The organism is Cedecea sp. NFIX57, assembly GCF_900177785.1.
Taxonomy (GTDB): Bacteria; Pseudomonadota; Gammaproteobacteria; order Enterobacterales; family Enterobacteriaceae; genus Cedecea; species Cedecea neteri_C.
Genome location: NZ_FXAS01000010.1, coordinates 37,783 through 56,362, shown reverse-complemented (window position 1 = coordinate 56,362; position 18,580 = coordinate 37,783). Strand labels below are relative to the sequence as shown.

Genomic DNA, 18,580 nt, shown 5'->3' with positions numbered 1-18,580 from the left:
GGCTTTCCCTTTGCCGCCGCCACGCGCAGGCAGTGCACCATCAGGCTGCCTGTTAGTATTTGATTTATATGAGGCCTAAAACCTAACGCCATGAGCGACGACAATTCACAGAATAGTGACACGCCGGAAGCCAAAAAGGGATTCTTCTCCCTCATTCTCAACCAGCTGTTTCACGGTGAACCGAAAAACCGTGACGATCTGCTGACGCTTATTCGTGATTCTGAGCAAAACTCTCTGATAGACCAGGACACCCGCGACATGCTCGAAGGGGTGATGGATATCGCTGACCAGCGCGTCCGCGACATCATGATCCCACGTTCACAGATGGTCACGCTCAAACACAACCAGACGCTGGACGAGTGTCTCGATGTCATTATCGATTCCGCTCACTCCCGTTTCCCGGTGATAAGCGAAGACAAAGATCACATCGAAGGGATTCTGATGGCGAAAGATCTGCTGCCGTTTATGCGCAGCGACTCTGAGCCTTTCAGCATGGAAAAAGTGTTACGTCAGGTGGTTGTCGTGCCTGAAAGCAAGCGGGTTGACCGCATGCTGAAAGAGTTTCGTCAGCAGCGCTATCATATGGCGATTGTCATTGATGAATTTGGCGGCGTTTCAGGTCTCGTGACTATCGAAGATATCCTTGAACTGATTGTCGGGGAAATCGAAGACGAATACGACGACGAGGAAGACGGCGATTTCCGTCAGCTGAGCCGCCATACGTGGACGGTGCGCGCCCTCGCCTCTATTGAAGACTTCAACGAAACCTTCGACACGCACTTTAGCGATGAAGAAGTCGACACCATCGGTGGTCTGGTGATGCAAGCCTTTGGGCATCTGCCTGCCCGTGGCGAAACCATTGAAATAGATGGTTACCAGTTCAAAGTCGCCATGGCCGATAGCCGTCGTATTATTCAGGTTCATGTCAGAATTCCGGACGACTCGCCGCAACCTAAACTGGACGAATAACTCAGCTATGGCTATAGCTCAACTTCTTCAACGCCAGCGCATTCGCCTGCTGCTGGCGCTTTTCTTTGGGGCCTGCGGAACGCTGGCCTTTTCCCCTTATAATTTCTGGCCTGCAGCCATTGTCTCGCTGGCTGGTTTGCAGGGTCTGACGCTCAACCGTCGCCCGGTACAAAGCGCCGCGATTGGCTTCTTCTGGGGGCTGGGGCTGTTCGGCAGCGGCGTTAACTGGGTTTACGTGAGTATTGCTCAGTTTGGCGGTATGCCGGGCCCGGTGAACGTGTTCCTGGTCGTACTGCTGGCCGCTTATTTGTCACTCTACACAGGTTTGTTTGCCGGTATTCTCAGCAAGCTGTGGCCAAAAACAACATGGTGGCGCGTAGCTATTGCCGCCCCGGTCGTCTGGCAAATTACCGAATTTCTGCGCGGCTGGGTGTTGACCGGCTTCCCGTGGCTGCAGTTTGGCTACAGCCAGATCGATGGCCCACTAAAAGGTATCGCGCCGATTTTTGGGGTCGATACGATTACCTTCCTATTGATGATTATCAGTGGCCTTCTGGTGTACGCCCTGCAGGCACGGAAATGGGTTCCTGCCGCGGTTTCTGCGGCTTTACTGTTATTACCCTGGCCTCTGCGCAGTATTCAATGGTTCCAGCCTCTGCCAGAGCGTTCCGTTGATGTGGCGATGGTACAAGGCAACATTCCCCAGTCGCTAAAGTGGAATGAAAGCCAGCTGCTGGAAACGCTGAAAATTTATCTGGATAAAACAGAGCCGGAGATGGGCAAAGCTAAGCTTATCATCTGGCCGGAATCGGCTATCTCCGATCTGGAAATTAATCAGCAACAGTTCCTGACCATGATGGATGACCTGCTGCGGGCAAAACACAGCTCATTAATTACCGGTATCGTCGATGCACGCCTTAACAAGCAAAACCGGTATGACACCTACAACACCATTATCACGCTTGGTGAAGGTAGCCCTTACAGCTACACCAGCAGTAATCGCTACAACAAAAACCACCTTGTGCCATTTGGTGAGTTTGTGCCGCTTGAATCGATTCTACGGCCGCTGGCCCCGTTCTTCGATCTGCCAATGTCATCGTTCAGCCGTGGGCCATATGTTCAGCCCCAACTGCTCTCAAACGGCGTTAAGCTGACGGCGGCAATCTGCTACGAAATCATCCTGGGTGAACAAGTCCGGGACAACTTCAGGCCAGATACTGACTTCCTGCTGACTATCTCCAACGATGCCTGGTTCGGTAAATCTATCGGCCCGTGGCAGCACCTGCAGATGGCGCGTATGCGTTCGCTCGAACTGGGGCGGCCTCTGTTGCGCAGTACCAATAACGGCGTCACTGCGGTGGTCAACGCCGAAGGTGATATCACTAATATCATCCCGCAGTTCACTCGCGAAGTGCTGGAAGCGAAAGTCACGCCAACCACCGGCTTAACGCCTTATGCACGCTTCGGCTTCTGGCCGCTGTGGGTGATTACCGCGTTATTCGGTTTCACCGCTCTGGTGATGAGCCTGCGTAACCGCAGCAAAAAGTAATCTCCCTTCCCGCGCCTAAAGGCCAGCAAATTTGCTGGCCTTTTTCATTTCTGGCACAAGCTTTGCTAGATATTAACAGTTGAAATCAAATAGCTGGCGCAAAGACGCCCTGTGGCCTGGCCGTATCGGGCAGTGAAAAATGCATGCACCAAAAAGCGACATCGCAAGCACCGTTATAGTGCATCGGCATATCTTTGCCTTTAAACGGTGCGGCGCGCTTCGCAAAAATAAACATCTTATTAGCATTTTCTTTACATTCAGCTAGGTTAGATGCTAACAAAAGAGCATTGCATGACGCTTTTAGCAGCATGAAAAAACAACAAAACACAACACTCACATCGGATACCGGTGCCTCCTCTGGCACTAAGATTAAGGAGTTGGATATGCAATTACGTAAACTGGCCACGGCAATGCTGGTGATGGGCATGAGCGCCACAATGGTTCATGCAGAAGATGCGAAACCTCAGCAGTCAACGCTGGATAAAATCAAAGCCAACGGCGTTATCGTGGTCGGCCACCGTGAATCATCTGTACCTTTCTCTTACTACGACAATCAGCAAAAAGTGGTTGGCTACTCTCAGGACTACTCAAACGCCATCGTAGAAGCGGTGAAAAAACAGCTGAACAAACCTGACCTGCAGGTGAAACTGATCCCAATCACCTCTCAGAACCGTATTCCGCTGCTGCAAAACGGCACTTTCGATTTTGAATGTGGTTCCACCACCAACAACGTGGAACGTCAAAAACAAGCCGCATTCTCCGACACCATCTTCGTTGTCGGCACCCGTTTGCTGGTGAAAAAAGGCGGCCCGATTAAGGACTTCCCTGACCTGAAAGGGAAAACCGTTGTTGTGACCTCCGGAACCACTTCCGAAATCCTGCTCAACAAGCTTAACGACGAGCAGAAAATGGGCATGCGTATTATCAGCGCCAAAGACCACGGTGACTCCTTCCGTACCCTGGAAAGCGGCCGTGCCGTTGCCTTTATGATGGATGATGCCCTGCTGGCCGGTGAACGTGCGAAGGCTAAACAGCCAGATAACTGGGAGATCGTCGGAAAGCCGCAGTCCCAGGAAGCCTACGGCTGTATGCTGCGTAAAGATGACCCAGAGTTTAAAAAGCTGATGGATACCACCATCGCGCAGGCACAAACCTCCGGTGAAGCCGCGAAATGGTTTGATAAATGGTTTAAACAGCCAATTCCACCGAAAAACCTCAACATGAATTTCGATCTTTCTGACGAAATGAAAGCGCTGTTCAAGGAACCAAACGACAAAGCTCTCAACTAATTAGAAACACAGGGGCCGGAAAAATCCGCCCTCCCGATTGACGAACTGAAGCCAGGACAGACTATGCGTTGGTGGGTCGTTCCCCCACCAGCGTGAAGGTGCCCAAAAACGCAGACAAAGATCTGCTTCAAGGCACCGGCTTCTCATCAATCTTCGAGGGTAGCCTGCGCTACCCTCTTTTTTTTATCTCGGAGTAAGTTATGTCTATAGACTGGAACTGGGGAATCTTTTTACAGCCCGCCCCGTTCGGCAACACAACCTATCTGGGCTGGATTTGGAATGGCTTCCAGGTCACCGTAGCCCTGTCAATAACCGCATGGATCATTGCTTTTCTGGTAGGGTCTCTGTTTGGTATTTTGCGTACGGTCCCGAACAAATTCCTGTCCGGCATCGGTACACTTTACGTTGAACTCTTTCGCAACGTTCCCCTGATAGTCCAATTCTTTACCTGGTATCTGGTTGTGCCTGAACTGCTGCCGGAAAACATCGGCATGTGGTTTAAGTCCGAACTGGATCCCAATATTCAGTTCTTCCTCTCGTCAATGATTTGCCTCGGTCTGTTTACCGCCGCTCGCGTTTGTGAACAGGTGCGAGCCGCAATTCAATCCCTGCCTCGCGGGCAGAAGAACGCGGCTCTGGCAATGGGGCTGACGCTGCCTCAGGCCTATCGCTATGTCCTGCTGCCTAACGCCTATCGCGTCATCGTGCCGCCGATGACCTCTGAAATGATGAACCTGGTGAAGAACTCGGCCATCGCCTCAACCATTGGTCTGGTGGATATGGCGGCACAGGCTGGCAAGCTGCTGGATTACTCGGCACACGCCTATGAATCCTTTACGGCGATTACCCTTGCCTATGTACTGATTAACGCCGTCATCATGGGCGTGATGTATGTGGTTGAACGTAAAATTCGCCTGCCTGGCAATATGGGGGGCAAATAATGCTCGATCTTGACTGGAGTTCTATTCTACCTGCCCTGCCGTACTTAATGCAGGGGCTGGTCATTACGCTCAAAATCACCGTTACCGCGGTGGTGATAGGCATTGTCTGGGGCACGCTGCTGGCAGTCATGCGTCTGTCGAGCTTCAAGCCGATCGCATGGTTTGCTACCGCTTACGTGAACGTTTTCCGCTCCGTGCCGCTGGTGATGGTACTGCTTTGGTTCTATCTGGTGGTGCCTGGCTTCCTGCAGTCGGTGCTAGGTCTGTCGCCAAAAACCGATATCCGCCTGATTTCCGCGATGGTCGCCTTCTCAATGTTTGAAGCCGCCTACTATTCAGAAATCATTCGCGCCGGTATTCAGAGTATTTCCAGAGGGCAGTCAAACGCCGCTCTGGCGCTGGGCATGACCCAGTGGCAGTCGATGAAACTCATTATTCTGCCGCAGGCCTTCCGCGCTATGGTGCCGCTGCTGTTAACTCAGGGCATCGTTTTGTTCCAGGATACCTCGCTGGTATATGTTTTAAGCCTGGCAGACTTCTTCCGCACCGCCTCCACCATTGGCGAGCGTGACGGCACACAGGTCGAGATGATCCTGTTTGCTGGCCTGGTCTATTTTGTGATTAGCCTCAGTGCATCGCTGTTGGTCAGCTACTTGAAGAAAAGGACTGTGTAATGATTACCCTGAAAAATGTTTCTAAATGGTATGGTCACTTTCAGGTGCTGACCGAGTGCTCAACCGAAGTGAAGAAAGGCGAAGTTGTCGTCGTGTGCGGGCCTTCCGGTTCCGGCAAATCTACGCTGATTAAAACCGTCAACGGTCTTGAGCCCGTACAAAAAGGCGAAATTCTGGTGAACGGCACCCAGGTGAACGATAGGAAAACCAATCTGGCGCAACTCCGCTCCCACGTTGGCATGGTGTTCCAGCACTTCGAGCTGTTCCCTCACCTGTCGATTATCGAAAACCTGACGCTTGCCCAGGTCAAAGTGCTGAAGCGCGATAAAACAGCTTCCCGCGCCAAAGGGTTAAAATTACTCGAGCGCGTTGGGCTTGCCGCCCATGCCGATAAATATCCGGCGCAGCTTTCCGGCGGCCAGCAGCAGCGTGTCGCGATTGCCCGCGCCCTGTGTATGGATCCTATCGCAATGCTGTTTGACGAACCAACCTCAGCGCTAGACCCGGAAATGATCAACGAAGTACTGGACGTCATGGTTGAGCTGGCCAATGAAGGCATGACCATGATGGTGGTAACCCACGAAATGGGCTTTGCCCGCAAAGTGGCTAACCGCGTGATCTTTATGGATGAAGGGAAAATTGTCGAAGACTCAAACAAAGATGACTTCTTCAATAATCCTCAATCTGAACGCGCCAAAGACTTCCTGGCGAAAATACTGCACTAACCGTAACGCGCCACAGTAAAAAGCCTTCCCTGCGGAAGGCTTTTTTTTAAGGCTCAAATGGCCGTCGATGAAACTGGTTATGACCGCATTTCGGGCAAACCGGCAGCACATCAGGTGTGTAAATTGCAATGTGATGGTGACAGTTTTCACACACTAAATTGCCTAACCCAACAACTTCGCCGCTGTGATACACCCCGTGATGGCTGAGATCTTTAAACACTTCCCGCCATTCAAGCTGCGTTTTGTCGGTAATGTCCGCCAGCTCTTGCCATAAGCTCTCTTTAATCACCCGCATAAAAACGCTGTCGGTGAACTCTTCCTGACTTTCCCCGTAGCTACGAGCAAACTCTTCGAGATCACGGCGCACCGCACGCGTTACCTCCTCTATCTCCGTTCGGGTCAGCTCCCCGGTGTCATTCATCTGCTTACGGGCGCTGGCAACCAGCGCATCAATATCGCGATCCCCCTTGCGTAGACGTTCACTCAGCGATTCGACCAGTTCCCGATAAAATTGAGCAACCTTGTTCATCGTTAGCCTGCCTCCTTGAAGGATTCCCGCATTCGCGGCGTGGTAACTGATTCTAATAGTAGACGTTAATCCGCCCACGCTTTGTTAGATTAACCACACCCTGGGTAAAAAACTGCAAGCGTTACGGAACGGTGAAATGGTCACTGAGGGCGTCGAAAGGCTGTTTTGCCGCTGTCGAATCGGCTATGCTATGGCGATCTAAACTCGAATTCATTAAAGGCTACGTTTCGTAGCCGTCTTTCATACACAGGACTACTGGCTGCCATGCAAGAGCAATACCGCCCGGAAGAGATAGAATCCAACGTCCAGCAACACTGGCAAGAGAACCGTACTTTTGAAGTGACCGAAGACGAAGGCAAAGAGAAATACTACTGCCTCTCCATGTTGCCCTATCCTTCCGGCCGACTACATATGGGCCACGTCCGTAACTACACCATCGGCGACGTTATCGCACGCTACCAGCGTATGCTGGGTAAAAACGTCCTGCAGCCGATCGGCTGGGATGCTTTCGGCCTGCCGGCTGAAGGCGCCGCGGTAAAAAACAACACCGCTCCAGCCCCGTGGACCTACGACAACATCAATTACATGAAGAACCAGCTGAAAACGCTGGGCTTCGGCTACGACTGGAGCCGCGAACTGGCTACCTGTACGCCGGAATACTACCGTTGGGAACAGCAGTTCTTCACTCAGCTGTACAACAAAGGTCTGGTTTACAAAAAAACCTCCGCGGTTAACTGGTGCCCGAACGATCAGACCGTACTGGCAAACGAGCAGGTTATTGACGGCTGCTGCTGGCGCTGCGACACCAAAGTTGAGCGTAAAGAGATCCCGCAGTGGTTCATTAAAATCACCGCCTACGCCGACGAACTGCTGAACGACCTGGATACGCTGGATCACTGGCCGGATCAGGTTAAAACCATGCAGCGCAACTGGATTGGTCGCTCCGAGGGCGTGGAAATCACCTTCGATGTAGAAAACAGCGCCGAGAAGCTGACCGTTTATACGACTCGTCCTGATACCTTCATGGGCGTGACTTACCTGGCCGTTGCCGCTGGTCACCCTCTGGCGCAGCAGGCTGCGGTCAATAACCCTGCGCTTGCCGAGTTCATAGAAGAATGCCGCAACACCAAAGTGGCCGAAGCCGACATGGCAACCATGGAGAAGAAAGGCGTCGCCACCGGCATTAACGCCATTCATCCGCTGACCGGCGAAAGCGTTCCGGTTTGGGTGGCCAACTTCGTGCTGATGGAATACGGCACCGGTGCCGTGATGGCCGTTCCAGGCCACGATCAGCGTGACTGGGAATTCGCCACAAAATACAGCCTGCAGATTAAGCCAGTAATTCTGAATGCCGACGGCAGCGAGCCGGACCTTTCCGCCTCCGCAATGACCGAAAAAGGCGCACTGTTTAACTCTGGCGAATTCGACGGTCTGGACTTCCAACAGGCGTTCAACGCCATTGCCGATAAACTGGCCGCTAAAGGCGTGGGCGAACGTAAAGTGAACTTCCGTCTGCGCGACTGGGGCGTTTCCCGTCAGCGTTACTGGGGCGCACCAATCCCAATGGTCACCCTGGAAGACGGCACAGTGATGCCAACGCCTGAAGACCAGCTGCCGGTTATTCTGCCGGAAGACGTGGTCATGGACGGCATCACCAGCCCGATTAAAGCCGATCCTGAGTGGGCGAAAACCACCGTTAACGGGATGCCTGCGCTGCGTGAAACCGACACCTTCGACACCTTTATGGAGTCCTCCTGGTACTACGCGCGCTACACCTGCCCGCAGTATGACAAAGGCATGCTGGACTCCAAAGCCGCCAACTACTGGCTACCGGTGGATATCTACATTGGCGGGATTGAACACGCCATCATGCACCTGCTCTACTTCCGCTTCTTCCACAAGCTGATGCGCGATGCGGGCATGGTGACTTCCGACGAACCAGCCAAACAGCTGCTTTGCCAGGGCATGGTGCTGGCCGATGCCTTCTACTACACCGGCGTTAACGGCGAACGTAACTGGGTTTCTCCAGTCGACGCTATCGTTGAGCGCGATGATAAAGGCCGCATTGTCAAAGCCCGTGACGCAGAAGGCCGTGAACTGGTCTATGCTGGCATGAGCAAAATGTCGAAGTCGAAAAACAACGGCATCGACCCGCAGGTCATGGTTGAGCGCTACGGTGCAGATACCGTTCGCCTGTTTATGATGTTTGCTTCACCGGCAGACATGACGCTTGAGTGGCAGGAATCCGGCGTTGAAGGGGCCAACCGCTTCCTGAAACGCGTCTGGAAACTGGTCTACGAACACACCAACCGTGGTGCTGCACCAGCTCTGGATATTGCTGCCCTGAGCGAAGATCAAAAAGCACTGCGTCGCGATGTGCATAAAACCATTGCTAAAGTGACCGACGATATCGGCCGCCGTCAGACTTTCAACACCGCCATCGCTGCCATTATGGAGCTGATGAACAAACTGGCAAAAGCACCGCAGGACGGCGAGCAGGATCGTGCTCTGCTGAACGAAGCTCTGCTAGCCGTTGTGCGCATGCTGTATCCATTTACCCCGCACGTTTGTTTCGATATGTGGCAGTCGCTGGGCGGTGAAGGTGATGTGGATAACGCACCGTGGCCGCAGGCTGACGAGCAGGCAATGGTCGAAGACTCTCGCCTGGTTGTGGTTCAGGTTAACGGTAAAGTACGTGGTAAAGTTACCGTGCCTGCCGATGCCACTGAAGAACAAGTGCGCGAGCGCGCCGGTCAGGAACATCTGGTCGCGAAATATCTTGAGGGTGTAACCGTACGTAAAGTGATTTACGTTCCGGGTAAACTGCTCAACCTGGTTGTGGGCTAAGCGCAGGAGGAAGCGTGCGACATCCCTTTATCACCCTGTTAGTAACCCTGGCGGTGCTTGTCACCGCTGGATGTGGTTTTCACCTGCGTGGTAACACGCAGGTCCCTTCAGAGATGAAGACGCTGATCCTCAACTCTGGCGATCCTAACGGTCCGCTAACGCGTGAAATTCGTAAACAACTGCGCTTAAACGGCGTAACGATTGTTGACGATACCGGCACTGGCGTACGCAAGGATATTCCGTCCCTGCGCGTGGGTGCCTACAGCCTTGGTCAGGACACGGCTTCAGTATTCCAGAACGGCCAGACCGCGGAATACCAGATGGTGATGGTTGTTAATGCTCAGGTTCTGATCCCTGGACACGACATTTATCCGATCAGCGCGAAGACCTACCGTTCGTTCTTTGATAACCCGCTGACTGCCCTGGCGAAAGATGCCGAGCAGGATTTGATTATCAAAGAGATGTACACCAACGTTGCCCAACAGCTAGTCCGCAAACTGATGGCTGTGCATGCGGCCGACCTTGCAGCAACAGAAGACAAGGAAAAGCAGGTTAGCGCAGCGAAACCAGCCGAACCTGCAGGCCGGGTGTCCACCACTCTGCCTGCAACCTCTGGTAGCAAATGATCCGACTGTATCCGGAACAACTCCACGCGCAGCTCAATGAAGGGCTGCGCGCGGCATATCTGTTGCTAGGTAACGATCCTCTCTTATTGCAGGAAAGCCAGGATGCGGTGCGTAAACACGCCCAGCAAAACGGCTTTGAAGAACATCACACCGTTCAGATAGAAGCCTCCACGGACTGGCAGGCGCTGTTTTCGATTTGCCAGGCGCTCAGTCTTTTTGCCAGTCGCCAGACGCTGCTCTTATTGCTGCCGGAAAACGGCCCAAATGCCGCCATTAATGCACAGCTAGAAACGCTTGTGAGCCTGCTCCACGACGACATTTTGCTCCTGGTTCGCGGCAACAAACTGACCAAGGCACAGGAAAATGCGGCCTGGTTTACCCAATTGGCAAATCGCTCTGTGCTGGTAACCTGCCAGACGCCAGAACAGACCAATCTTCCCCGCTGGGTGTCTCAGCGCGCAAAACAGATGAATCTGACCCTGGACGATGCCGCCAATCAGTTGCTTTGCTACTGCTATGAGGGCAATCTGCTGGCGCTTTCTCAGGCTCTGGAAAGGCTGTCGCTCATCTGGACGGATGGTAAATTGACGCTGCCTCGTGTTGAGCAAGCCGTGAACGACGCCGCTCATTTCACGCCTTTTCACTGGGTAGATGCGCTGCTCGCCGGTAAGAGCAAACGAGCGCTGCATATATTGCAGCAACTCCGTCTGGAAGCCAGCGAGCCGGTCATTCTGCTTCGAACCCTGCAGCGCGAACTTCTGCAACTGGTCAATCTCAAACGTCAGTCAGCAACGACGCCCTTACGAACGCTGTTCGATCAGCAACGCGTGTGGCAAAACCGCCGCCAGCTGGTCACTGAAGCGCTCAGTCGTGTTTCTCCAGAGCAGCTTTATCAGGCCGTTCGTTTACTGACGCGCATCGAACTGACGCTGAAGCAAGACTACGGGCAGTCAGTCTGGGACGAGCTTGAAGGTCTTTCTTTGCTTATCTGCCATAAAGCTATACCGGAAATCTTTATTGATGCCTGATTCATCTCTTCTGGCGCTGTATGGCGGCACTTTTGATCCTATCCACTACGGTCATTTGAAATCCGTTGAAGCTCTTGCCAGCTTGGTGAAGCTGAAAAGCGTCACCATCATGCCCAATAATGTGCCTCCGCATCGCCCGCAGCCGGAAGCGAGCAGCGCGCAACGCAAAGAGATGGTTGAGCTTGCGATAGCAGACCACCCGCTTTTCACTCTGGATGACCGCGAGCTGACCCGGACGACACCGTCCTGGACCGTGGAAACGCTGGAGCAGCTCCGCGCCGAACTGGGGTCCAAACAGCCGCTGGCTTTTATTATTGGTCAGGATTCACTGCTCAGTTTGCACCGCTGGCACCGTTGGGAAACGCTGCTTACTCTGTGCCATCTGCTGGTCACCCAGCGGCCCGGTTATCCGCTAACCATGGAAACACCTGAACAGCAGGCGTGGCTCGCACAAAACGTAACGGATTCTGTCGAAATACTGCACCAGCAGCCCGCTGGCAAAATCTTTCTGGCCCCAACGCCGTTGTACGACATTTCGGCGACAACGATTCGCCAACGACTTGAGAACAATCAGCCCTGTGACGATCTGCTGCCCCCGGCTGTGCTGACGTTTATTCTCCAGCAAGGGTTGTATCGCTGAGCTTCCAGGCTAAGTCTGAATCATTCGGCAGAACGACAGTGAAATGCCCGGCTTTACGCTATTATCTTTTACCGGAAGCCGCAGCCATTGACACCACTCCTCAGGCTGTTATGCTCCGCTGCCATAATTTCCTGCCCGTAATCCGGCTTTTCTGAAATAGTTTTACAAAAATGGCAATGCAAACTCTGGCGCGCAATGGGATGATAGCCCGCGCTTCGCGCTGGACGGCCAATTTTTCAGCCAAAGCCACCTGCCCTGTTGGTCCAGGGTTATTTACGGGCTCAACCAAACACTCTCATTCTCTCAGGGGGAACACTTGCAGGGTAAAGCACTTCAGGATTTCATTGTCGATAAAATCGACGACCTCAAAGCCCAGGACATCATCGCGATTGATGTTAAAGGCAAATCCAGCATCACCGATTGCATGGTTATCTGCACCGGGACGTCTAACCGTCACGTCATGTCTATTGCTGAGCACGTAGTTCAATCCTCTCGTGAAGTTGGCCTGTCGCCAATGGGCGTGAAAGGCATTAACGCTTCTGACTGGGTCGTGGTCGATCTGGGCGAAATTATCGTTCACGTCATGCAGGAAGAGAGCCGTCAGCTGTACGAACTGGAAAAACTCTGGAGCTAACGGGTGAAGCTGCAACTGGTGGCCGTTGGAACCAAAATGCCTGACTGGGTGCAGACCGGCTTTACCGAGTACCTGCGTCGTTTCCCGAAAGACATGCCTTTTGAGCTGGTAGAAATTCCGGCTGGAAAACGCGGCAAAAATGCCGATATCAAACGTATCCTCGAAAAAGAGGGTGAAATGATGCTGGCCGCCGCAGGCAAAGGTAACCGAATCGTGACGCTGGATATTCCCGGTCAACCGTGGGATACCCCGCAGCTCGCCACGCAGCTCGAACGCTGGAAGCAGGATGGCCGCGATGTCAGCCTGTTAATCGGTGGTCCCGAAGGGTTAGCACCAGCCTGCAAGGCCGCCGCCGAGCAAAGCTGGTCGCTCTCCACGCTAACCATGCCCCATCCGCTGGTCAGGGTACTGGTGGCGGAAAGCCTTTATCGGGCGTGGAGCATTACCACCAACCATCCTTACCATCGTGAGTAAACCTGAGCGGGTAATACTAAGCAGCGAATGAAATTACAGAATTCTTTTCGCGACTATACTGCTGAGTCTGCGCTCTTTGTGCGCCGGGCGCTGGTCGCTTTTATCGGCATTTTGCTGCTTACCGGCGTGCTGATCGCCAACCTTTATAATTTGCAGATCGTTCGCTTTAACGACTATCAGACGCGGTCCAACGAAAACCGCATCAAGCTGGTGCCCATTCCGCCCAGCCGCGGGATTATTTACGATCGTAACGGCACTCCGCTGGCGCTGAACCGCACCATCTATCAAATCGAGATGATGCCGGAGAAAGTCGATAACGTTCAGGATACGCTGGAGGCGCTGCGCCCGGTGGTTGACCTGACCGACGACGATATCGCGAATTTCAAAAAAGAGCGTGCCCGCTCGCACCGCTTCACCTCTATTGCGGTCAAAACAAACCTGACGGAAGTTCAGGTTGCCCGCTTTGCGGTAAACCAATACCGCTTCCCTGGTGTGGAAGTGAAAGGCTACAAACGCCGCTTCTATCCTTATGGCTCAGCGCTGACCCACGTCATTGGCTACGTCTCTAAAATCAACGACAAAGACGTTGAGCGCCTGGATAAAGAAGGCAAGCTGGCCAACTACGCCTCGACCCACGACATCGGCAAGCTCGGTATCGAGCGCTATTACGAAGATGTCCTGCACGGGCAAACGGGCTACGAAGAGGTCGAGGTTAACAACCGTGGCCGCGTCATCCGCCAGCTTAAAGAAGTGCCGCCTCAGGCCGGACATGACATTTATCTGACCCTCGATCTGAAGCTGCAAACCTACATCGAAACCCTGCTCGCCGGCAGCCGTGCTGCGGTGGTTGTTACCGATCCTCGCACGGGCGGCATTCTGGCGCTGGTTTCTATGCCAAGTTATAACCCGAACCTGTTCGTCGACGGCATCTCCAGCAAGGACTACTCGGGCCTGCTTAATGACCCGAATACCCCGCTGATTAACCGCGCGACCCAGGGCGTGTACCCACCGGCCTCTACCGTGAAGCCTTATATGGCCGTCTCGGCCTTGAGCGCCGGGGTAATCACCCGCAACACCTCGCTGTTTGACCCAGGCTGGTGGCAACTGCCGGGCTCGGAAAAACGCTACCGCGACTGGAAAAAATGGGGCCACGGCCGCCTGAACGTCACAAAATCCCTCGAAGAATCGGCGGATACCTTCTTCTACCAGGTCGCCTATGACATGGGCATCGACCGCATTGGCGAATGGATGAGTAAGTTTGGCTACGGCCACCTGACGGGCATCGACCTTTCAGAAGAGCGCGCGGGCAACATGCCGACGCGCGAGTGGAAGCTGAAGCGCTTTAAAAAACCGTGGTATCAGGGTGACACCATCCCGGTCGGTATCGGCCAGGGTTACTGGACGGCCACGCCAATCCAGATGAGCAAGGCGATGATGATCCTGATAAACGACGGTATTGTTCGCGTTCCGCACCTGCTGATGAGCACCACCGAAAACGGCAAACAGGTTCCCTGGCAGCAGCCGACTGAAGCCCCGGTAGGCGATATCCACTCAGGCTATTGGGAAATTGCCAAAGACGGGATGTATGGCGTTGCAAACCGACCAAACGGGACAGCGCATAAGTTCTTTGCTAATGCTCCTTACAAAGTGGCGGCGAAATCCGGTACTGCACAGGTCTTTGGCCTGAAAGCCAACGAAACGTATAACGCGCATAAAATTGCTGAACGCCTGCGCGACCACAAGCTGATGACGGCCTTTGCACCGTATGACAATCCACAGTACGCCGTGACCATGATTCTGGAAAACGGCGGCGCAGGCCCAGCCGTTGGGACCATCATGCGCCAGATCCTCGACCACGTCATGTTAGGGGATAACAACACGGTACTGCCGTCTGAAGCACCGGCCGCCTCGGCCGCAGAGGATCAATAAGCATGACTGACAATCCTAATAAAAAAACAATTTGGGATAAGGTTCACCTCGACCCGACTTTCCTGGTGACCATCCTCGCGCTGCTGGTGTTCAGCGCCCTGGTGGTATGGAGCGCCAGCGGCCAGGATACGGGCATGATGGAGCGTAAAATCGGCCAGATCCTGATGGGACTGGTGATCATGGTCGTCATGGCACAGATTCCGCCTCGCGTTTACGAAGGCTGGGCGCCCTACCTCTATATTTTCTGTATTATTCTGCTGGTGGCGGTTGATGCCTTTGGGGCCATATCAAAAGGGGCACAGCGCTGGCTCGACCTGGGCTTCGTGCGTTTCCAACCGTCAGAAATCGCTAAAATTGCCGTTCCGCTAATGGTTGCTCGCTTTATTAACCGCGACGTTTGCCCGCCCACGCTAAAAAATACCGGCATTGCGCTCGTCCTGATCTTCATGCCGACTTTGCTGGTTGCTGCCCAGCCTGACCTGGGGACATCCATTCTGGTCGCCGCATCAGGCCTGTTTGTGCTGTTCCTGTCAGGCATGAGCTGGCGGCTTATTCTGGTTGCCGTACTGCTGGTAGCGGCCTTTGTACCGATCCTGTGGTTCTTCCTGATGCATGATTATCAGCGCGCGCGCGTAATGATGCTGTTAGATCCAGAAAGCGATCCGCTCGGCGCGGGCTATCATATAATTCAGTCCAAAATCGCCATCGGCTCCGGCGGACTGCGCGGTAAAGGCTGGCTGCACGGCACACAGTCACAGCTGGAATTCTTGCCCGAACGCCACACGGACTTTATCTTTGCAGTGCTTGCAGAGGAGCTAGGCTTAGTCGGCATTCTGGTGCTGCTGGCGCTCTATCTGCTGCTGATCATGCGCGGTCTGTTTATTGCCGCCCGCGCGCAAACCACCTTTGGCCGGGTAATGGCTGGTGGGCTGATGCTGATCCTGTTCGTCTATGTATTTGTAAATATTGGCATGGTTAGTGGTATCTTACCGGTGGTCGGCGTACCGCTGCCGCTTGTCAGCTATGGGGGGTCAGCGCTCATCGTGCTGATGGCCGGGTTTGGTATCGTCATGTCGATACATACTCACAGAAAAATGTTATCAAAAAGCGTGTAACTGGATGAGGTGCGCAATGGGTAAGCAAAAACGGTGGGCTGGCGTCTGCATCGCAGCGGCGTTACTGGCAGCATGTTCGTCAAATGATGAGAGTCAGCAGCCGGTTAATCAGGCACCGCAGCCGGCCGTGTGCAACGGTCCAGTCGTGGAAATCAGCGGCGCTGAGCCACGCTACGAGCCGCTGAATCCGTCAGTGAACCAGGATTACCAGAACAATGGCAAAAGCTACAAAATTGTTCAGAATCCGGCAAACTTCAGCCAGGCAGGCTTTGCGGCTATCTACGATGCCGAACCCGGCAGCAACCTGACCGCCTCTGGCGAAGCTTTTGATCCTAATGCGCTGACCGCAGCACACCCAACCCTGCCTATTCCAAGCTATGCGCGAATCACTAACCTCGCGAATGGCCGGATGATTGTGGTCCGCATCAACGATCGCGGCCCTTACGGCAACGATCGGGTTATCTCGCTGTCTCGTGCGGCGGCAGACAGGCTGAACACCTCGAACAATACCAAAGTCCGTATCGACCCTATTATCGTTGCACAGGATGGCACAATGTCTGGCCCGGGTACGGCCTGTACGACTATCGCCAAGCAGACCTATGCTCTGCCGGCCCGCCCAGATCTTAGCGGCGGCATGGGAAGCGCCTCCTCCCCTGCTCAGCCTGTAGCGCCGCAGGGTGATGTCCGCGCCATCAGCAATTCGACGCTGCAAAGCGCAGATACCACTGGCGCACCTGTTCAGAGCAGCGGTTTTCTCGGTGCTCCTACTCCTCTTGCGGCAGGCGTGATAGAAACACCTGATGCTCCGGCAACGGCAGCTCCTGTGACACAGCAGCCTGTCGCAGCAACAGCTGCACCAGCCGCAGCGCCTACTCCTCCAGTAGCGCCACAGCCAGGGCCGATCGTTGAGCAGCCTGCTCCAGCTGTTTCTGCGCCGGTCACCGCGCCGGGTTCAACGCAAGGTCATGTTCAGCGCAGTACAACTGCAGCAAGCGTGCCTGCCAGCAGTGGCCGTTATGTTGTTCAGGTCGGTGCAGTGAGCGACGGCGCACGCGCCAGCCAGTGGCAGCAAAAGCTAAGCCAGCAGTTTGGCGTACCGGGAGCTGTTTCTCATAACGGCGCCGTGTATCGCGTACAGCTTGGCCCGTTCAGCAGCCGTACTGAAGCCACCGCCCTGCAGCAGCGTCTGATGTCGGAAGCGCAACAGCAGTCATTTGTTACCAACGCTCCCGCTATGTAAAGCAATGACTGGCCTGTTTCTTGCCCGTAAATTTGTGTAAAGACCATTAACAAACGCACGCGCAAAGTCAGATGCCAGTCAAAAATGCTTTTGCTATAGTAAGGCACTTTTTTTAATTCCATCACGGACGTCGTAGTTCCATCATGAATACAGCTCCTTCTGCACGTTTTGTTAAGCGCCTGGCGCTCACCTCGGCTTTCGCTCTTGCGGCTATGGCCTCTGCTCAAGCTGACGACCTCAACATTAAAACTATGATCCCGGGCGTCCCGCAGATTGATGCAGAAGCGTATATCCTGATTGACTACAACTCAGGCAAAGTGCTGGCCGAATCAAACGCCGACGCACGTCGCGACCCGGCCAGCCTGACCAAAATGATGACCAGCTACGTCATTGGCCAGGCGATGAAAGCCGGCAAGTTCGACGACAATGCAATGGTCACCATCGGCAAAGATGCCTGGGCCACCGGTAACCCGGTCTTTAAAGGCTCCTCGCTGATGTTCCTGCAGCCTGGTATGCAGGTGCCGGTCAACAAACTGGTTCGCGGTATCAACCTGCAGTCAGGTAACGATGCCTGTGTGGCGATGGCCGACTTCGTTGCAGGTAGCCAGGATGCTTTCGTGAGCCTGATGAACGGCTACGTTTCCGCCCTGGGCCTGAAAAACACCCACTTCCAGACCGTGCACGGTCTGGACGCAGAAGGTCAGTACAGCTCTGCGCGTGATATGGCGCTGATCGGCCAGGCACTGATCCGCGATGTACCGAACGAATACGCTATCTACAAAGAAAAAGAGTTCACCTTCAACAACATTCGTCAGACCAACCGTAACGGTCTGCTGTGGGATACCAGCCTCAACGTTGACGGTATTAAAACCGGCCACACGGATGCAGCAGGCTATAACCTCGTGGCTTCCGCAACCGAAGGCCAGATGCGCCTGATCTCCGCTGTTCTTGGCGGGCACACCTACAAAGGCCGTGAAACAGAAAGCAAAAAGCTGCTGACCTGGGGCTTCCGCTTCTTTGAAACTGTTTCTCCGCTGAAAGCCGGCAAAGAGTTTGCTTCTGAGCCAGCCTGGTTTGGCGACAACGATCGTGCCTCCCTCGGCGTGGATAAAGACGTTTATCTGACCATTCCTCGTGGCCGCATGAAGGATCTGAAAGCCAGCTACGTGCTGACCACGACTGAACTGCACGCGCCGCTGCAGAAAAACCAGGTTGTCGGTACCATTAACTTCCAGTTGGATGGCAAAACCATCGAGCAGCGTCCGTTAGTCGTGCTGCAGGAAATGCCGGAAGGGAATTTCTTCAGCCGAATCATTGATTACATCAAACTGATGTTCCACCACTGGTTCGGTTAATTATTGAACACTTGAA

The 18,580-nt window shown here is 54.0% G+C and carries 18 protein-coding genes; 16 read left to right on the top strand and 2 right to left on the bottom strand.

All coding sequences use genetic code 11. From position 1 onward, the window contains the following. Positions 1-90: 90 nt before the first annotated feature. Complete coding sequence (gene corC / locus B9Y90_RS10505; RefSeq protein ID WP_008456079.1) at positions 91-969, top strand: CNNM family magnesium/cobalt transport protein CorC; 879 nt, start codon at positions 91-93, stop codon at positions 967-969. A 7-nt stretch (positions 970-976) separates the two neighbouring features. After that, positions 977-2,518, top strand: coding sequence for an apolipoprotein N-acyltransferase (gene lnt / locus B9Y90_RS10500; protein WP_085541203.1), 1,542 nt, complete (start codon positions 977-979; stop codon positions 2,516-2,518). Between the two features lie 85 nt (positions 2,519-2,603). Here lnt and B9Y90_RS26920 read toward each other — a convergent pair whose 3' ends face one another. Beyond that, complete coding sequence (locus tag B9Y90_RS26920; RefSeq protein ID WP_156108029.1) at positions 2,604-2,855, bottom strand: hypothetical protein; 252 nt, start codon at positions 2,853-2,855, stop codon at positions 2,604-2,606. 46 nt (positions 2,856-2,901) lie between these two features. Between B9Y90_RS26920 and B9Y90_RS10495 the strand changes: the two genes are divergently transcribed. The 4 genes from B9Y90_RS10495 to B9Y90_RS10480 all read left to right on the top strand — a co-directional run bounded on the left by B9Y90_RS10495 (position 2,902) and on the right by B9Y90_RS10480 (position 6,147). Next, complete coding sequence (locus B9Y90_RS10495) at positions 2,902-3,807, top strand: amino acid ABC transporter substrate-binding protein (protein WP_039291169.1); 906 nt, start codon at positions 2,902-2,904, stop codon at positions 3,805-3,807. Between the two features lie 200 nt (positions 3,808-4,007). After that, entirely contained in the window at positions 4,008-4,748 is a 741-nt protein-coding gene (locus B9Y90_RS10490) for an amino acid ABC transporter permease (RefSeq protein WP_039291167.1), read from the top strand. Continuing rightward, positions 4,748-5,422: a glutamate/aspartate ABC transporter permease GltK gene (gltK, locus tag B9Y90_RS10485; protein WP_039291165.1), complete on the top strand. Its 675-nt coding sequence runs from the start codon at positions 4,748-4,750 to the stop codon at positions 5,420-5,422. The genes B9Y90_RS10490 and gltK overlap by 1 nt, the downstream gene beginning before the upstream one ends. Beyond that, entirely contained in the window at positions 5,422-6,147 is a 726-nt protein-coding gene (locus B9Y90_RS10480; RefSeq protein WP_085541202.1) for an amino acid ABC transporter ATP-binding protein, read from the top strand. Before gltK ends, B9Y90_RS10480 begins: the two co-directional genes overlap by 1 nt. Positions 6,148-6,193: 46 nt before the next feature. On the opposite strand, the gene B9Y90_RS10475 is transcribed toward B9Y90_RS10480, so the two are convergent. Beyond that, positions 6,194-6,676 (bottom strand): zinc ribbon-containing protein, encoded by a 483-nt coding sequence (locus B9Y90_RS10475; protein ID WP_085541201.1) that lies wholly within the window; start codon positions 6,674-6,676, stop codon positions 6,194-6,196. Positions 6,677-6,940: 264 nt separating this feature from the next. Between B9Y90_RS10475 and leuS the strand changes: the two genes are divergently transcribed. The 10 genes from leuS to dacA all read left to right on the top strand — a co-directional run bounded on the left by leuS (position 6,941) and on the right by dacA (position 18,564). Next, complete coding sequence (leuS, locus tag B9Y90_RS10470) at positions 6,941-9,523, top strand: leucine--tRNA ligase (protein WP_085541200.1); 2,583 nt, start codon at positions 6,941-6,943, stop codon at positions 9,521-9,523. 14 nt (positions 9,524-9,537) lie between these two features. Further along, positions 9,538-10,149 (top strand): LPS assembly lipoprotein LptE, encoded by a 612-nt coding sequence (lptE, locus tag B9Y90_RS10465; RefSeq protein ID WP_085541199.1) that lies wholly within the window; start codon positions 9,538-9,540, stop codon positions 10,147-10,149. Then, positions 10,146-11,177, top strand: a complete 1,032-nt coding sequence (gene holA, locus B9Y90_RS10460) for a DNA polymerase III subunit delta (protein ID WP_039291158.1) — start codon at positions 10,146-10,148, stop codon at positions 11,175-11,177. The genes lptE and holA overlap by 4 nt, the downstream gene beginning before the upstream one ends. Beyond that, complete coding sequence (gene nadD, locus B9Y90_RS10455; protein WP_085541198.1) at positions 11,170-11,817, top strand: nicotinate-nucleotide adenylyltransferase; 648 nt, start codon at positions 11,170-11,172, stop codon at positions 11,815-11,817. Before holA ends, nadD begins: the two co-directional genes overlap by 8 nt. A gap of 316 nt (positions 11,818-12,133) precedes the next feature. Next, positions 12,134-12,451: a ribosome silencing factor gene (gene rsfS, locus B9Y90_RS10450; protein ID WP_008456058.1), complete on the top strand. Its 318-nt coding sequence runs from the start codon at positions 12,134-12,136 to the stop codon at positions 12,449-12,451. A 3-nt stretch (positions 12,452-12,454) separates the two neighbouring features. Then, positions 12,455-12,925, top strand: a complete 471-nt coding sequence (rlmH, locus tag B9Y90_RS10445; RefSeq protein WP_008456055.1) for a 23S rRNA (pseudouridine(1915)-N(3))-methyltransferase RlmH — start codon at positions 12,455-12,457, stop codon at positions 12,923-12,925. 27 nt (positions 12,926-12,952) lie between these two features. Further along, positions 12,953-14,854 carry a peptidoglycan DD-transpeptidase MrdA gene (mrdA, locus tag B9Y90_RS10440; RefSeq protein ID WP_085541197.1) on the top strand — a complete coding sequence of 634 codons (1,902 nt, stop codon included), beginning with the start codon at positions 12,953-12,955 and terminating at the stop codon, positions 14,852-14,854. A gap of 2 nt (positions 14,855-14,856) precedes the next feature. Beyond that, positions 14,857-15,969, top strand: coding sequence for a peptidoglycan glycosyltransferase MrdB (mrdB, locus tag B9Y90_RS10435; RefSeq protein ID WP_085541196.1), 1,113 nt, complete (start codon positions 14,857-14,859; stop codon positions 15,967-15,969). A 16-nt stretch (positions 15,970-15,985) separates the two neighbouring features. Further along, positions 15,986-17,209, top strand: coding sequence for an endolytic peptidoglycan transglycosylase RlpA (rlpA, locus tag B9Y90_RS10430; protein ID WP_085541195.1), 1,224 nt, complete (start codon positions 15,986-15,988; stop codon positions 17,207-17,209). A gap of 143 nt (positions 17,210-17,352) precedes the next feature. Continuing rightward, on the top strand, positions 17,353-18,564 hold the full coding sequence (gene dacA / locus B9Y90_RS10425; protein WP_039291151.1) for a D-alanyl-D-alanine carboxypeptidase DacA: 1,212 nt from the start codon (positions 17,353-17,355) through the stop codon (positions 18,562-18,564). The last annotated feature ends 16 nt before the right edge of the window (positions 18,565-18,580 follow it).

Coding starts and splice junctions, on each gene's coding strand:
- corC (WP_008456079.1), top strand. CDS start 91: ATGAGCGACGACAATTCACAGAATAGTGACACGCCGGAAGCCAAAAAG.
- lnt (WP_085541203.1), top strand. CDS start 977: ATGGCTATAGCTCAACTTCTTCAACGCCAGCGCATTCGCCTGCTGCTG.
- B9Y90_RS10495 (WP_039291169.1), top strand. CDS start 2,902: ATGCAATTACGTAAACTGGCCACGGCAATGCTGGTGATGGGCATGAGC.
- B9Y90_RS10490 (WP_039291167.1), top strand. CDS start 4,008: ATGTCTATAGACTGGAACTGGGGAATCTTTTTACAGCCCGCCCCGTTC.
- gltK (WP_039291165.1), top strand. CDS start 4,748: ATGCTCGATCTTGACTGGAGTTCTATTCTACCTGCCCTGCCGTACTTA.
- B9Y90_RS10480 (WP_085541202.1), top strand. CDS start 5,422: ATGATTACCCTGAAAAATGTTTCTAAATGGTATGGTCACTTTCAGGTG.
- B9Y90_RS10475 (WP_085541201.1), bottom strand. CDS start 6,676: ATGAACAAGGTTGCTCAATTTTATCGGGAACTGGTCGAATCGCTGAGT.
- leuS (WP_085541200.1), top strand. CDS start 6,941: ATGCAAGAGCAATACCGCCCGGAAGAGATAGAATCCAACGTCCAGCAA.
- holA (WP_039291158.1), top strand. CDS start 10,146: ATGATCCGACTGTATCCGGAACAACTCCACGCGCAGCTCAATGAAGGG.
- nadD (WP_085541198.1), top strand. CDS start 11,170: ATGCCTGATTCATCTCTTCTGGCGCTGTATGGCGGCACTTTTGATCCT.
- mrdA (WP_085541197.1), top strand. CDS start 12,953: ATGAAATTACAGAATTCTTTTCGCGACTATACTGCTGAGTCTGCGCTC.
- mrdB (WP_085541196.1), top strand. CDS start 14,857: ATGACTGACAATCCTAATAAAAAAACAATTTGGGATAAGGTTCACCTC.
- rlpA (WP_085541195.1), top strand. CDS start 15,986: ATGGGTAAGCAAAAACGGTGGGCTGGCGTCTGCATCGCAGCGGCGTTA.
- dacA (WP_039291151.1), top strand. CDS start 17,353: ATGAATACAGCTCCTTCTGCACGTTTTGTTAAGCGCCTGGCGCTCACC.